Below are 15,397 nucleotides of genomic sequence, written 5' to 3' on the forward strand. Positions count from 1 at the left end.
CCGCAAGCAGTTTTTTCCAAAAATCTCACTTTTTTCGAAAAAACACAAATAATGCCCCAAAAACAATCAACTACACGATCACAACCGCTCCAAAAAACCCCAACCCAACCCCAAAAACACCCCTCAACACCATCGCCTAAACCTTATCCACATACTTACCCACAAAATCACACCCGAGTCGGCTCTCAGAAACAGGCAAAGTGACGTTTCTCACCACTATCTGACTCTGCCGGCCGCAAATCCGTGGATGATTCCACGAATCCCGACTCAAAAGAACGGATGGCTTTGGAGAGGATCAGGCGAGGCGTCTTCGTTTCAAAGCGCTGAGCCGCACAAACAGGAGCCCGAAAATCACGCCGAGGTATACGAGTGGCTCTATCTGTAGCCCCTTCGCCTGCATGACAAAGTGAAGCCCGCCGAGCGGGATCGCCACGTATGCCAAGCGATGCAACGCGTGCCAACGTCGTCCCAGAACGCGTATCGATCGATTGTTGGAGGTTATCGCGAGCGGCACGAGCAGTACGAAGCCGAGCATCCCCACGGTGATGTAAGGCCGTTTGACGACATCCGCCCAGATCATCGCAGGGTCCTGCACATCCAGCAGCAGCCAGATCAGAAGATGCAGTGCTATATAGAAGAACGCGAGCAACCCCAGAGCGCGCCGCAAACGGAGAAGGTTGATGCCCGTGAAGCGGCGAAGTGGGGTCACCAGAAGAGTCGCTATCAAAAGCTGAAGGCCGAGTTCGCCGGTTTCATGCTCCAGTGACTTTATCGGCTCGATGGAGAGTGTGCCGGTGATCGCTTGCCAGAATAGCCAGATCGCGGGCAGTACTCCGGCAACATACACAGCCACCGCCGGAACTTGTTTCAGGAGCGCGTTCAGTCGATCTACGCTTCGCATCAGAAATTGCGCCGTAGATCCATTCCTTCATACAGGCCGGCCACCTCGGCACCATACCCGTTGAACATCTCCGTTGGGATCTTCGGAGAGAAAAGGCCCCCACCGATCCGGCGTTCCTGAGCCTGCGACCAGCGAGGGTGATCAACCTCCGGGTTCACGTTGGAGTAAAAACCGTACTCGCGCGGATTTGCCTTGTTCCAACTCGTCGGCGGCTCTGACTCTGACAACGTAATGCGGACGATGGATTTGATCGACTTGAACCCGTACTTCCATGGCACCACGAGCCGCAAAGGCGCCCCATTCTGATTTGGGATGTCCCGGCCGTATATTCCCGTGGCCATGATCGTGAGGGGATGCATCGCCTCATCGAGGCGTAACCCTTCGACATAGGGCCACTCCAGAACGGGGGAGCTCACCCCCCGCATTTCGGCAGGGCGCAGCAGGGTCTCAAACGCGACAAAGCGTGCGTTGGACTGTACCCCCGCCAACTCCAGCAAATCGGCGAGTTCGGACCCCATCCATGGAACGACCATCGACCACGCCTCCACGCAGCGCAGCCGATAGATCCGCTCCTCTACGACCATTTTGGAGAGAATGTCTTCGAAAGCATAGTCCGCAGGTCGATCCACCAATCCATCGATCCTCACGGACCAGGGTGAGACGGTCATATCGGCTGCGTGGCGTGCGGGATCTTCCTTGCCCGTGCCGAACTCATAGAAATTGTTGTACCCCGTGATTTCTTCCCAGGAGTTTGGCTCCATTTCAGAGGCAGCCGCGGCACCGCCGGCGAACCCGACCCCCGCCATACCGCCAAGCAGCGCGCGACGGTTCAGGTAGATCGCCTCGTCTGTAACACTGTCTTCGCGCAGATCGGATTTCCAACGGTTCGCCATGAGCCACTCCATTCCCAATGCGCCCGACGATACCCTCCCCACGGCTGCGTCCAAACCAAATTCGTCTCACGTTGCCGTGCCAGCGCTGTAACACGCGGCAAAGACATTCATGAATTGCTATGTTAAGCTGCCGTCAGATCGGCAAGGGAGGCCAACATGATCCGCTCAACACTCGCAGCCATTCTTCTCGCAACTCCACTCGCCGCGCAGGACGCGATTACATATACCTCGTCCCAAAGCTTCGAAGACGTGCTTTTCGGCTTGGAGAGCGCGATTTTGGATGAGGGTCTCGTGATCGACAGCCGAAGCAAGGTCGGCGACATGCTCGAACGCACGCGCGAAGACGTCGGCTCTGACGTCGTCCTATATGAAGAGGCCGAAGTTCTCAGCTTTTGCTCCGCCCGCGTGTCACGCCAAGTGATGGAGGCAGACCCGATGAACATCGTCTTTTGCCCCTACGATATCTTCGTCGCGAGCCTTCCGGGAGCGGATGAAACCATTATCGGGTTCCGAACCTATCCGGACGGTCCGATGATGGAAGTGCAGAACTTGCTCGACAGCATCGCGAAAGCGGCCATCGGCCAGGACTAACCGGAACGAAAAGGGGCGCCCCACAGGGCGCCCCTCTCAGTCAGAATGTTAGTGTACCACTGCGTCTTCGGGCTTGGTCCGATTGGACCGGGAGACTCTGTCGCCGATCAAAAGGCCTTCTGGCCCTGCAGAGACAGGCACCAAGTCGCCATCGTGCACATCCCCCGAAAGCAGCATCTCGGCCAGCGGGTTCTGCAGCGCGCGTTGGATCACGCGCTTCAGTGGCCGCGCCCCAAAGACGGGATCATATCCCTCATCGGCAAGCCATGTCCGTGCACTGTCATCCAGCTCCAGCGTGATCTTGCGTGCGGCAAGCCGGGCAAGCAGCCGCGAAAGCTGGATCGTGACGATCCCGTCCATGTCATCCCGCGCGAGCCGGTCAAAGATGATCATGTCATCCAGACGGTTCAGGAACTCTGGCCGGAAATGCGCCTGCACCGCGGCCATCACATCCTGTTTCGCCTGAGATGCATCCGCGTCCTCGGGCAGTTGGCTAAGCGCTTGCGTCCCGAGGTTCGAGGTCAGCACAATGATCGTCTGCTTGAAATCGACGCGGTGCCCCTGTCCGTCGGTAAGCACCCCATCGTCGAGAACCTGCAACAACACGTTGAAGACCTCCGGATGCGCCTTTTCGACCTCGTCGAACAGGACCACCTGATAAGGACGCCGCCGGACAGCTTCGGTCAGGACACCGCCCTCTTCATACCCGACATAACCCGGAGGGGCCCCGATCAGGCGCGATACCGAATGCTTCTCCATGAATTCCGACATGTCGATGCGAACCATCGCGCTGTCGTCATCAAAGAGGTACTCAGCCAGCGCCTTGGTCAATTCGGTTTTCCCCACGCCGGTCGGCCCGAGGAAGAGGAACGATCCCAACGGACGATTTTCATCCTGCAAACCGGCACGCGCCCTGCGAACGGCATTGGCAACTGCTGAAACAGCCGCGTCCTGTCCGATCACCCGCGCATGAAGCTCGTCTTCCATGCGCAACAGCTTGTCACGCTCACCCTCAAGCATCTTGGCAGTCGGGATGCCCGTCCAGCGCTCGACGACCGCCGCGATCTGTTCCGGCCGTACGGCCTCTTCGACCATGACGCCATCCTGTTCCTGCTGTTCGGCTTCGTTCAACTGCTTCTCTAGCTGTGGAATGACGCCATAGGATAGCTCACCGGCCTTCGCGAGATTGCCCTCGCGCTTGGCGATATCGAGTTCCGCCCGTGCCCGATCCAGCTGCTCCTTGATATCACGCGCGGAGGCGAGCTTGTCGCGCTCGGCCTGCCATTTCGCGGTCATCTCGGATGAACGCTCCTGCAGCTCGGCCAAGTCTCGTTCGATCGCCTCGAGCCGATCCATGGAGGCGGCATCATCCTCCTTCTTCAGGGCCTCGGCCTCAATCTGCATCTGAAGGATGTTCCGATCGAGTTGGTCCAACTCTTCCGGCTTGGAATCCACCTCCATCCGAAGACGGGAGGCCGCCTCATCCATCAGGTCGATCGCCTTGTCCGGCAAGAACCGATCCGTGATGTAGCGGTGCGACAAGGTTGCTGCCGCGACCAGCGCACTATCGGAAATCCGAACGCCGTGGTGAAGTTCGTACTTCTCCTTGATGCCGCGCAGGATCGAGATTGTGTCCTCAACTGTCGGCTCCTCAACCATCACAGGTTGGAAACGCCGGGCCAAGGCCGCGTCCTTCTCGACATACTTCCGGTATTCATCAAGCGTGGTAGCCCCGATGCAGTGCAACTCCCCCCGCGCCAGTGACGGCTTGATGAGGTTCGCCGCGTCCATCGCGCCATCGGTCTTGCCCGCGCCAACCAGCGTGTGCATCTCGTCGATGAAAAGAATGACTTCGCCCGCCGCGTCTTCGATCTCCTTGAGAATGGCTTTCAGCCGTTCCTCGAATTCGCCGCGATACTTCGCACCCGCGATGAGCGCCCCCATATCAAGCGCAAGAAGGCGCTTGTTCTGAAGGCTTTCCGGCACATCCCCGTTTATGATCCTGAGCGCCAGACCTTCGGCGATGGCCGTCTTGCCGACGCCGGGTTCACCGATAAGGACCGGATTATTCTTGGTCCGCCGGGAAAGCACCTGCATCGCCCGACGAATTTCCTCGTCTCGGCCAATGATCGGGTCGATCTTGCCCTGTTCGGCGGCCTCGGTCAGATCGCGCGCGTATTTCTTGAGGGCGTCATACCCTTCTTCGGCGGTTTCCGAATCCGCGGTGCGCCCCTTGCGAATGTCGTTGATCGCTTCGTTCAGCTTCTGCGCCGTAACCGAAGCGGCATCCAACGCGTCTTTCGCCCCGGACTTCACCATGGCAAGCGCCATCAGCACCCGCTCTACGGGGACAAAACTGTCGCCCGCCTTCTTCGCGATCTTCTGTGCCTCGTCGAGCACCTTGGCCGTTTGGGTATCGAGATAGACCTGTGCGGTATCACCGCTGACCTTCGGGACTTTCTTCAGCGCGATGGCAAGCGCTTCGACCACGCGGTCCGGTGCGCCGCCAGCGCTCTTGATCAGGTTGGCCGCAAGCCCCTGATCGTCATCCATCAATGCTTTCAGCAGATGTTCGGGAAGCAGACGTTGGTGCCCGTCCCTTATGGCGATTGTCTGAGCCGCTTGTACGAACCCTCGCGACCGCTCCGTGAACTTGGACAAGTCCATGGTTTGTTCTCCTTTTCAGCAAGCGCCCTATGGTTCAGCGTCCGTCTCGCGGCACGCCATGTTAAGGGCCTCAACAAAGAGATGGGCACAGCATGTGGACGCTTCAAGTAAGCAGCGGTGCAAATTTGCCACATTCAATGGACAGGCTCGAACCATCGCGCTATGCCACGGAGGACGCCACCCAAACAGAACAGGAGATGCCCATGTCCGACGATCGTCTCATCGTCGCTCTCGACGTGCCCGATGCCCATAGCGGACTTGAACTCGCCAAGGCGATCGGCCCCGCAGTCTCTTTCTACAAGATCGGGCTCGGCATGCTGACCGGGGGCGGGCTGGCACTCGCCAACGAGCTCAAGATGGAGCATGGCAAGCGCATCTTCCTCGATATGAAACTCTTCGACATCGGCGCGACTGTCGAAGCCGCGGTGCGCGGGCTGGTTCAGTTCGATCTCGACTTTCTCACCGTACATGGCGACCCCCATGTCGTACGCGCCGCTATGGAAGGCGCATCCGGCAGCAAGACCAAGATCCTCGCGGTCACCATCCTTACATCGCTGGACCGGGCCGATCTGGATGCCTCCCTCATGATGCCCGGCGCGATCTCCGATGTGGTCCAGACCCGCGCCGGGCGCGCCTTCGAAGCTGGCGCGGATGGTGTCATTGCCTCCCCCCACGAAGCCGCCGCGATACGCGCCATGCCCGAATCTGCTGGGCGCTTGATCGTCACGCCGGGCGTCCGCCCGACCGGCAGTTCGTCGAACGATCAAAAGCGTATCGCCACCCCCGCCGCGGCGCTTGCCGCCGGGGCGGATCACGTCGTCGTCGGCCGCCCGGTCTGGACCGCTGCGCGCCCCGCCGATGCGGCAACCGCCATCCTGAACGAGATGCAGGCGGCCTAGGACGTGCGGTAGGGATTGCCTGACTTTCCCTTGGGTCAAACGTTTGCGAGAGTATTCCTGCGTCACCCGAGGGCACATCCCCCTGTTGCGTCCTACCTCGGAACACGCCTCTTCTCCCGTCCGGTTCTCTCCCAACCGGACGGGACCATCCTCCCCTGTTCCATCGTTCCCGCCGGGCGTATAATCGTCTCATGACCGCCCTTTGCCGCGATTGCCTGACCCTGTTTGATACCGGCTCCCGGTGTCCGGCTTGTCGCAGCCCGCGCATCGTTGCCCATTCGGAACTCTGCGAGCTCAGCATCGCCCATATGGATTGCGACGCTTTCTATGCCAGCGTGGAAAAACGCGACCGCCCCGAACTTGCCGACAAGCCGGTGATCATCGGGGGCGGGCGCCGGGGCGTCGTCTCGACCGCGTGCTACGTTGCGCGCATACGCGGCGTTCGCTCGGCAATGCCGATGTTTCAGGCGCTCAAGCTTTGTCCCGACGCAGTGGTTCTCAAACCCCGCATGGCACTCTACGCCGAGGTATCAAAACAGATCCGCGCGATGATGGAGGATCTGACCCCAGCGATCGAACCCCTTTCGCTTGATGAGGCGTTCATTGACCTCAACGGAACGGCGCGGCTCCATGGCGCTCCGCCTGCGGTCATGCTCGCCCGTCTCGTCAAGCGTATGAAATCCGAGCTTGGCGTGACTGGCTCCATCGGGCTGAGCCACAACAAGTTCCTCGCCAAGATCGCGTCTGACCTCGACAAGCCCAACGGGTTTGCCGTGATCGGTGCCGCCGAAACCCCCAACTTTCTTCATGACAAGCCTGTGCGCCTCATCTGGGGTGTGGGCCAGGCGACACAATCCTCGCTCGATGCAGCGGGCATTCATACCTTTGCGGATCTGCTTCGCTGGGATCGCCGCGACCTGCATGATCGTTTCGGCTCCATGGGAGAGCGGCTCTGGCACCTCGCCCGAGGACAGGATCAGCGGCGCGTTTCTGCCCGCAACCCGGTGAAATCCATCTCCAATGAAACAACATTCCATACCGACACCGCCGATCCCGACCTGCTTGACGGGCATTTGTGGCGCATGGCGGAGAAAGTCGCGGACCGCGCCAAGGCAAAAGACCTGGCGGGCCGCGTCGTCACGCTAAAGCTCAAACGCGCGGACCATCGCCTGATCACGCGCCGGACGCACCTGCCTATCGCGACGCAGCTGGCTGACAAGATCTATCACACGGCCCGCACATTGCATGAAACGTTGGCGGACAAGGGACCGTTCCGGCTTCTCGGGGTTGGCATCAGCGAACTCGTCCCCGGTGCGCAAGCCGACCTGACGTCGGATTTCCTCGATCCCGGTGCGGAGCAACGAAAGCGGGCGGAGCGTGCGACCGATGCGATTCGCGCGCGTTTTGGCGCAGAAGCCATCGTGAAGGGGCGTTCTTTGCGGTGATCTATTCTGCAGCGAGCGGCAAACGTTCCTGACCAATCGCTGCGATCTCTGCCATCACGCCCGACAGAAGCGCTCGGACCTCTTCGAAGTTCTCGTTCGGGCGAATCTCTCGCTCATCCATATAGAGTGAGCGGTCGATCTCTATCTGGAGGGCATGCTGATTACGTGCCGGCCGGCCATAGGTCTGGACGATATAGGCCCCCGCGAACGGCGCATTGCGCGCTACCCGCAGCCCCGCCCCGCGCAAGGCCTGCTCCACCTGCTCCACGATCCCCGCCCCCGCAGAGGCCCCGAATCGATCACCGATCACGACATCCGGTCGCGGCGCGCCAACGCGCCCGATCCCTTCGATCGCCTCATGCGGCATGGAATGGACATCCACGAGGATGGCTTCGTCGAACAGCGCATGGCTTTCCGTCAGAAGTTGGCGCAACCGCTCGTGGTAGGGATACCAGTGCCGGGAAATGCGCCGGTCGGCCTCATCTTGGGTGATTTTACCGGAGTAGATCGCCCGCCCGCCCGCCACGACACGGGGAATCACCCCAAGGCCCGACGCGACCCGTGGATTGTGCGAAAGTTTCCGCACCCCCTCGATAAGCGCCGGATCAAGCTCCTCCGCCGAACGATTCAAGTCTAGATAAGCCCGAGGCGCCACAGCGCTCAGGAGTGGCGCACCATAATCCGTGACAGATCCGATAAGCTGATCGACGAAAGCGTCTTCGGAGGACCGAATGCTGTGTTCGTCCAACGTAGACTGCTCAAGGAACGATGCCGGATAGTCGCACCCGCTGTGCGGGGAGGAAAAAACGACGCTCGTTTGCCGCGTTCGCGGCTGATGCAGGATATAAGCAGCCTTCGTCACAGACATGTCCTTTCGATAAGAAAGCATAGACCGGATTCGTGACGTTCCAAAAGCCCTTGATCCCCCGTTCGACTCCTTTTATAGACCGCACACCCGACGCGGTTCGCCCGCGTCCACTTTGTTTTTGGGCGTGGGGTTTTCGTCAAGGGTATGGGTGATTAGCTCAGCGGTAGAGCACTTCGTTGACATCGAAGGGGTCACTGGTTCGATCCCAGTATCGCCCACCATGAATTCACCGTCCCCGGAACTCCGGGTGGCATGACCGTAACAAGGCGCATCGCTTGCGCCGCGACTGAAGGGAACGACCATGAAGGTTCGCAACTCGCTCCGCTCGCTCAAGCAGCGCCACCGGGATTGCCGCGTCGTGCGCCGCAAGGGCCGCGTCTATGTGATCAACAAGACGCAGCGCCGCTTCAAAGCCCGTCAGGGCTGAAGACACGGCACAGTTCTAGCGACAAGGCCGCCTTCGGGCGGCTTTTTTGCGTTTGCTCCTAGCCAGCTCTGGCTGACGCGCCCAACCGCTCGGGGGCCTTGATTTCCGACAGAGGGATCGTGATGCGCCGCTCCATCCCGGTCGGAAGGTATTCCGTCTCGATCGCCCCGGAGAGCTGCGCACGAATGCTGATATCAATCAACCGGCTGCCGAAACCCGATGGCGACGGTGTCTTTGTCCGCGTCGGGACGCCGGTTTCCCGCCACAAAAGCCTGAGATCATCGCCCACGATCTCCCAGCGAATCTCCAGCTTCCCCTCTGGAACGGAGAGCGCACCGTATTTCGCCGCGTTGGTGGCCAACTCGTGCAGGGCAAGCGCAAGGTTCGTTGCCGCCCGCGGCGCAAGCATGAGGGGCGCACCATCGATTGTGACCCGCTCCACATCCACATCGAGATGCGGCTCGATCAGGGTTGTCACGAGCTTCTGAATCGTCACCTCCACCCCTTGTGAGCGATCCGCATTGACCAGCGGCACGATGAGTTCATGCGCCTGCGAGAGTGCCTTGATCCGGGAAAGCAGCGTCGTGCTGACCGCCTTCACATCCTGCTCCCCCCGAAGAGACAGCGAAATCATCCCCGAAATCACCGCGAAAAGGTTCTTCACCCGGTGATTAAGCTCTTCCACCAGAAGCTGACGCTCCTTGAGCGCTTGCCGCAGGGCGATCTCCGATTCAATCGTCGCGGCCATATCGCGCAGCGCGTCGAGTTCATCCTTGCTCCAGCGATGCGGCTCCGTGTCGATGGCGCAGAACGACCCGAGCGCCTGTCCCTCCGGACCATGGACCGGCACCCCGAGATAGGCCACGACATCCAGATCGGGATGCACATCCAGCTTTGACAGAAGAGGGTGCTTGCGCGAGTCCTCGACCGCGAGCGGTTTGTCCGAACTGACGACATATTGGCAAAAGGAATGGTTCAGGCCGGTTTCCGTCAGCGGATCGGGCACCCCGGACTTTGCCTTGAAAAATTGTCGCCGGTCATCCACCAGGGAAAACAGCGCCACGGGGGAGCCGGTGATGCGCGTCGCAAGGCGCACCGCCCGGTCAAATGCCTCTTCGGGAAGACTTTCCATCAGGCGAGACGATCGCAACGCAGACAGGCGCGCTTCATCGTTCAGCCCGTCTTCGTGATCTGCCGGTGACTCAGTGGGAAAGGCGCCGGGTCCGGCCATTTACGTCTCCATGTCGGTTCCACCTTCACCCTATCAGGTCGTCCTGAGCAGGCGCCGGCAACCCTTTATACGACAAGCGGGCGCACAAACGCACGCTTTCCATAGAAAAAGGGCCGCCAAGGGCGACCCTTTGGTACTCGGACGCGAAACGGAGCTTAGCCGTTCACGCTGTCCTTGAGAGCCTTTGCGATGGTGACCTTGACCACCTTGTCGGCATCTTTCTTGATCTGCTCGCCCGTCGCGGGGTTGCGCACCATCCGCTCGGGACGTTCGCGGCAGTAGATCTTGCCGACGCCGGGAAGCGTCACGGCACCGCCGGACGCAACTTCGCGCGTGATGATATCGGTGATCGCGTCGAGCGCGGCACCCGCCGTCTTCTTCTCTGTGTCCATTTCTTCGGCCAGAGCAGCGACAAGCTGGGTCTTCGTCATCGGTTTCGTTGCCATTTTTTCTTTCCCTCCTCTGCCCGATCTTGGGCGGTCTCGGTTGAATCTTGCCTTATGTAGTTATGCTTCACAACGAATGGTGGAGCGATGCAAGGAAAAAAGGCTCATTTTGTAGCGTAACCCGCGTTTTTAGAGGAATGCCGTCTCTTCAAAGCTGCGCAGTTTGCGCGAATGGATGCGCTCCAGCGGCATTTCGCGCAACATCTCCATCGCGCGTATCCCGATGAGCAGGTGCCGGGTGACCTGTGTGCGATAGAAATCCGTCGCCATGCCGGGCAGTTTCAATTCCCCATGCAGCGGCTTGTCGGACACGCAGAGCAACGTTCCGTAGGGCACGCGAAAGCGGAAACCGTTGGCCGCGATGGTCGCGCTTTCCATGTCGAGTGCCACAGCGCGGGATTGGCTGAGCCGTTGCACCGGGCCGGACTGGTCGCGCAATTCCCAATTGCGGTTGTCGATCGTGGCCACCGTGCCCGTCCGCATGATGCGCTTGAGTTCGTATCCCTCAAGCTCAGTGACCTCGGCCACCGCTTCCTCCAGCGCGATCTGAATCTCCGCCAGCGCCGGGATCGGCACCCAGACGGGCAGATCGTCGTTGAGAACGTTGTCCTCGCGCAGATAGGCATGGGCCAGCACGAAATCACCAAGCGCCTGCGTGTTCCGCAGCCCCGCGCAATGGCCCACCATGAGCCAGGCATGGGGGCGCAACACCGCAATGTGGTCCGTCGCCGTCTTGGCGTTCGACGGCCCCACCCCGATGTTCACGAGCGTGATGCCAGAGCCATCCGCGCGCTTGAGGTGATAGGTCGGCATCTGCGGCAACTTGGCCGGCGTGGGCAGCGGCGCATCGCCCGCATAGATCTCCTCATTGCCCGGCCCGACGAAGGAGTCATAGCCGCTGCTTTCATCGGCCAGCATCTTGCGCCCGTATGCCTCGAACTCCTCCACGTAGAACTGATAGTTGGTGAAGAGAACGTGGTTCTGGAAGTGCTCGGGCGTCGTGGCGGAGTAGTGGGCAAGCCGGGCGAGGGAATAATCGACGCGCTGCGCGGTGAAAGGCGCAAGGGGGCCGGAGCCATCGGCATGCATGAACCCGTAGCCATTGACGATATCGTCATTCGTGGTCGACAGGTCCGGCACATCAAAGACGTCGCGCAGGGTGAAATTGCCGGCCCCTTCTTGCGGCACGGTCAATGCCGCATCTTGCATCACCGCGAAATGGATGGGGATCGGCGTGGTCGAAAGGCCCACGGTCACCGGCACGCCGTGGTTCTTGATCAACAGCTCAAGCTGTTGGCGCAGGTAGTTCTCAAAAAGCTCGGGCCGCGTGATCGTGGTCGAATAGGTGCCCGGCGCGGGAACATGGCCAAAGCTGAGCCGGGAATCCGACGGTTTGAAGGTGCGGGTGGTGATCCGAACCTCGGGATAAAACGCGCGATACCGGGCCGCCGTAGGTTCACCGGCAAGCGCGGCGGTGAAATGCTCCGTCAAAAAGGCGACGGCATCGTTATAGAGCACCTTGAGATGCTCCACTGCCGCGCGCGCGTCGTGGAAAACCTTCGGCTCATGCGCGGTCGGGGTGCGGATCGGCAGGTCGGGCGACGCGTTTTCGAACATCAGGTTTCCTCAAACAGCGGTGTAATCTCAAAGCGGGTGACATCCACCAGCCCCATGTCCGAAATACGCAATTCGGGGATAACCACAAGCGCAAGCAGGGAATGCTGCATATAGGCATTGTTGAGCGTACAGCCCTGCGCCCGCATCGCCTCACCAAGCGCCTCGGCCTTTGCGGCCACCTCGCGCGCCGGTGCGTCGCTCATCAGCCCGGCGATGGGCAACTCAACCAGCGCCTGTTCCGCGCCATCCGCCCAAAACGTCACGCCGCCGCCCACATCCGACAGCCGGTTCGCCGCCTCCGCCATCATCGCGCGGTCAGTGCCCACGACGATCATATGGTGGCTGTCATGCGCGACAGTGGAAGCCATCGCCATCCGCCCCTCATATCCAAAGCCGGACACGAAGGCATTGGTGACCCCTCCGGTCCCCCGGTGCCGTTCCACCAAGGCGATCTGGCAAACGCCGCCCTCGCCCTCGACGATCCCGCCCTGCACCGGCAAATCCGCCGAAAGCGCCTTGGTCGGGGCCTGATTTTCCACCACGCCGATCACCTTGGCGGTGACGCGCGCGGCATCCTTCGGGGCTTTGATCTCAAAATCTGCCGCGCCCAGCGCCCGGCCAAGATGCACGGTGCCCCGCGCCCGCTGCGGCCAGTCGTAATGCGGACACTCCACGAGGCAGGCGCCATCCTTCGCCACCGTCACGCCCCGCGCAATCACATGCTCGATCGGCAGGCTCCGCAAATCCGAGGTCAGGATCACATCCGCCCGCCGGCCCGGCGCGATGGAGCCAAGTTCGCGCTCCATTCCGAAATGCTCGGCGGTGTTGATCGTCGCCATCTGCAGCGCGATCAGCGGATCACAGCCGCAGTCGATTGCATGTCGCACCACGCGGTTCATATGCCCGTCGTTGACCAGCGTCCCGGAATGGCAATCGTCCGTACACAGGATGAACCCACGCGGATCGAGGCCCTTTTCCGTCACGGCGGTGATCTGGCTTTCCACGTCATACCACGCAGAGCCGAGGCGCATCATCGCCTTCATACCCTGCCGGACCCGCGCGATGGCATCCGCCTCCTGCGTGCCCTCGTGGTCATCCGCCGGGCCGCCCGCCGCATAGGCATGGAACGCAGGCCCGAGATCGGGCGAGGCGTAATGCCCCCCGACCGTCTTGCGCGCGGTCTGGGTCGCCGCGATCTCGGCCAGCATCTTGGGATCGCCCGCGACAACACCGGGGAAATTCATCATCTCGCCCAGCCCAACGATTCCGGGCCAGCTCATCGCCTCGGCCACGTCCTCTGGCGTGATCTCATGGCCCGTGGTCTCAAGCCCCGGCGCGGAGGGCGCACAGCTTGGCATCTGGGTAAAGATATTGATCGGCTGCAGCGCCGCTTCGTCATGCATCATCCGCACGCCATCGAGCCCAAGCACGTTGGCGATCTCGTGCGGGTCGGTGAACATGCTCGTGGTGCCATGGGGGATGACCGCGCGTGCAAACTCCGCCGGGGTCAGCATACCGCTTTCGATGTGCATATGCGCATCGCACAGGCCGGGGATCATGAACCGGCCCTCGGCCTCGATGATCTCGGTGCCGTCACCGATGCAATGCCCCGCGTGGGGGCCGACATAGGCGATCCGCCCGGCTTTCACCGCGATGTCGTGATCGGGCAAAACCTCTCGCGTGTGAACGTTGACCCACTGCCCGCCCCGGATCACCAGATCCGCAGGCGCGCGCCCCGCCGCAACGGCCACCAGATCGGCGGCCACCTCGGCCCATGCTTTGAAACTCATGCTGCTCATGACCCACGGTCGCACGGCTTTGGGTGGGGTTCAAGCGGGCCCGCGGGTCACGCGGGCCCGTAAATCATCAGATGCTCATGCAGACGTATTTCATTTCGAGATAGTCCTCGAGCCCGTGGTGGCTGCCCTCGCGGCCAAGACCGGATTGCTTGACCCCGCCAAAGGGCCCTAGCTCCGTGGAAATGATCCCGGTGTTGACCCCCACGATCCCGTATTCCAGCGCCTCGGCAACCTTGTAAACGCGCGACAGGTCCTTGGCATAGAAATAGGACGCCAACCCAAAGATCGTGTCATTCGCCATGGCGATGACTTCATCCTCGTCCTTGAACCGGAAGAGCGGCGCGACGGGGCCGAAGGTCTCTTCGGAGGCGACTTTCATCTCCTGGGTCACTCCGGTGACAAGCGTCGGCTGGAAGAAGGTGCCGCCAAGATCATGCGGCTTGCCGCCGACCACGACCTTGCCGCCCTTGGATTCCGCATCGGCCAGATGCTCGCGCACCTTCTCCACGGCTTCCTCGCTGATCAACGGGCCTGCATCGACACCGCTGGACAGCCCGTCGCCGACCTTGATGCCCCGAATGGCGTCTGCCAGCTTTTCGGCGAAGGCGTCATAGACCCCGTCCTGCACATAGATCCGGTTGGCACAAACGCAGGTCTGGCCGTTGTTGCGGAACTTGCAGAGCATCGCCCCCTCGACCGCCGCATCCAGATCGGCATCGTCAAAGACGATAAAGGGCGCGTTCCCGCCAAGCTCCATGGAGCATTTCATGACCTGATCGGCCGCCTGCCGCAGCAGGATACGCCCCACTTCCGTGGACCCCGTGAAGGTCAGCTTGCGCACGCCGGGGTTTTCACAAAATTCCTTGCCGACTTCGGACGCCGAGGACGACGGCACGACGTTGAAGACACCCGCCGGTATTCCCGCGCGTTCCGCCAGCACGGCGAGGGCCAGCGCCGAAAGGGGCGTTTCCGCCGCCGGGCGGGAAATGAAGCTGCATCCCGCCGCCAGCGCCGGGGCCGCCTTGCGGGTGATCATCGCGTTGGGGAAGTTCCACGGCGTGATCGCGCCCACCACCCCGATGGGCTGTTTGAGCACCATGAGGCGCTTGTCGCGCTGATGGCCGGGGATCGTCTCGCCATAGATCCGCTTGGCCTCTTCGCCAAAGAATTCGATGTAGCTTGCGCCATAGGCGATCTCACCCTTTGCCTCGGCGTGGGGTTTGCCCATCTCGGCGGTCAGGATCGTGGCAAGATCGTCGGCATTCTCCATCAGCAGGTCGAACCACTTGCGGAGGATCCCGGCGCGTTCCTTGCCGGTCATCGCGGCCCAGTCCTTCTGCGCCGCCTCTGCGCGGGCCACTGCCACGGCCACTTGGGCTCTCGACAGATCCGCAACCCGTGCGATGACATCCCCGCGCGCGGGGTTCTTCACGTCGAAAGTTCCGTCGTCTCCTTCGATCCATTCGCCGCCAACATAGCCGCGCTCGACCAAAAGCGCGGGGTCCTTCAGAAGCCCCGCGAGGTTCGTTGTCTCGTCCAGCATGATCGCACTCCCTTGGAATTCGAGTTTGGCTCAGGCAAACCACTCACACTTGCCCTTGTCCAGCCGTCAC

13 protein-coding genes and 1 tRNA gene are annotated in these 15,397 nt (G+C 61.2%); 5 read left to right on the forward strand and 9 right to left on the reverse strand.

The genetic code is table 11. From position 1 onward, the window contains the following. Nucleotides 1-295 precede the first annotated feature (295 nt). Nucleotides 296-901, reverse strand: a complete 606-nt coding sequence (msrQ, locus tag BM234_RS11950) for a protein-methionine-sulfoxide reductase heme-binding subunit MsrQ (RefSeq protein ID WP_092065280.1) — start codon at nt 899-901, stop codon at nt 296-298. Then, a complete protein-coding gene (msrP, locus tag BM234_RS11955; protein ID WP_092065282.1) occupies nt 901-1,794 on the reverse strand; it encodes a protein-methionine-sulfoxide reductase catalytic subunit MsrP in 894 nt (297 codons plus the stop codon). The genes msrQ and msrP overlap by 1 nt, the downstream gene beginning before the upstream one ends. Before the next feature lie 156 nt (nt 1,795-1,950). Between msrP and BM234_RS11960 the strand changes: the two genes are divergently transcribed. Next, nucleotides 1,951-2,385, forward strand: a complete 435-nt coding sequence (locus BM234_RS11960; protein WP_092065284.1) for a DUF302 domain-containing protein — start codon at nt 1,951-1,953, stop codon at nt 2,383-2,385. Between the two features lie 48 nt (nt 2,386-2,433). On the opposite strand, the gene clpB is transcribed toward BM234_RS11960, so the two are convergent. Beyond that, nucleotides 2,434-5,052, reverse strand: a complete 2,619-nt coding sequence (clpB, locus tag BM234_RS11965) for an ATP-dependent chaperone ClpB (RefSeq protein WP_092065286.1) — start codon at nt 5,050-5,052, stop codon at nt 2,434-2,436. 203 nt (nt 5,053-5,255) lie between these two features. Between clpB and pyrF the strand changes: the two genes are divergently transcribed. Both pyrF and BM234_RS11975 read left to right on the forward strand, forming a co-directional pair. Continuing rightward, the gene (gene pyrF, locus BM234_RS11970) at nt 5,256-5,951 is read left to right on the forward strand and encodes an orotidine-5'-phosphate decarboxylase (protein ID WP_092066020.1); all 696 of its coding nucleotides are present in this window, start codon (nt 5,256-5,258) and stop codon (nt 5,949-5,951) included. Between the two features lie 191 nt (nt 5,952-6,142). Beyond that, on the forward strand, nt 6,143-7,396 hold the full coding sequence (locus tag BM234_RS11975) for a DNA polymerase IV (RefSeq protein ID WP_092065288.1): 1,254 nt from the start codon (nt 6,143-6,145) through the stop codon (nt 7,394-7,396). Between the two features lies 1 nt (nt 7,397). Here BM234_RS11975 and BM234_RS11980 read toward each other — a convergent pair whose 3' ends face one another. Further along, nucleotides 7,398-8,258: an N-formylglutamate amidohydrolase gene (locus BM234_RS11980; protein WP_425439243.1), complete on the reverse strand. Its 861-nt coding sequence runs from the start codon at nt 8,256-8,258 to the stop codon at nt 7,398-7,400. A 152-nt stretch (nt 8,259-8,410) separates the two neighbouring features. Here BM234_RS11980 and BM234_RS11985 point away from each other — a divergent pair. Together BM234_RS11985 and ykgO are read left to right on the forward strand one after the other, a co-directional pair. Beyond that, a tRNA-Val gene (locus tag BM234_RS11985) sits at nt 8,411-8,485 on the forward strand. An 80-nt stretch (nt 8,486-8,565) separates the two neighbouring features. Further along, the gene (gene ykgO / locus BM234_RS11990; protein WP_010141322.1) at nt 8,566-8,691 is read left to right on the forward strand and encodes a type B 50S ribosomal protein L36; all 126 of its coding nucleotides are present in this window, start codon (nt 8,566-8,568) and stop codon (nt 8,689-8,691) included. Nucleotides 8,692-8,749: 58 nt separating this feature from the next. Here ykgO and BM234_RS11995 read toward each other — a convergent pair whose 3' ends face one another. The 5 genes from BM234_RS11995 to BM234_RS12015 all read right to left on the reverse strand — a co-directional run bounded on the left by BM234_RS11995 (nt 8,750) and on the right by BM234_RS12015 (nt 15,327). After that, complete coding sequence (locus BM234_RS11995) at nt 8,750-9,922, reverse strand: HWE histidine kinase domain-containing protein (RefSeq protein ID WP_092065289.1); 1,173 nt, start codon at nt 9,920-9,922, stop codon at nt 8,750-8,752. A gap of 155 nt (nt 9,923-10,077) precedes the next feature. Continuing rightward, the gene (locus BM234_RS12000; protein ID WP_092065291.1) at nt 10,078-10,368 is read right to left on the reverse strand and encodes an HU family DNA-binding protein; all 291 of its coding nucleotides are present in this window, start codon (nt 10,366-10,368) and stop codon (nt 10,078-10,080) included. A 129-nt stretch (nt 10,369-10,497) separates the two neighbouring features. Beyond that, nucleotides 10,498-11,985, reverse strand: a complete 1,488-nt coding sequence (locus BM234_RS12005; protein ID WP_092065293.1) for an AMP nucleosidase — start codon at nt 11,983-11,985, stop codon at nt 10,498-10,500. Beyond that, the gene (ade, locus tag BM234_RS12010; RefSeq protein WP_425439244.1) at nt 11,985-13,775 is read right to left on the reverse strand and encodes an adenine deaminase; all 1,791 of its coding nucleotides are present in this window, start codon (nt 13,773-13,775) and stop codon (nt 11,985-11,987) included. The genes BM234_RS12005 and ade overlap by 1 nt, the downstream gene beginning before the upstream one ends. Nucleotides 13,776-13,851: 76 nt before the next feature. After that, entirely contained in the window at nt 13,852-15,327 is a 1,476-nt protein-coding gene (locus BM234_RS12015) for an NAD-dependent succinate-semialdehyde dehydrogenase (RefSeq protein ID WP_092065297.1), read from the reverse strand. Between the last annotated feature and the right edge of the window lie 70 nt (nt 15,328-15,397).

The sequence above is a fragment of the Poseidonocella pacifica genome, from assembly GCF_900111875.1.
In the GTDB taxonomy this organism is placed as follows: Bacteria; Pseudomonadota; Alphaproteobacteria; order Rhodobacterales; family Rhodobacteraceae; genus Poseidonocella; species Poseidonocella pacifica.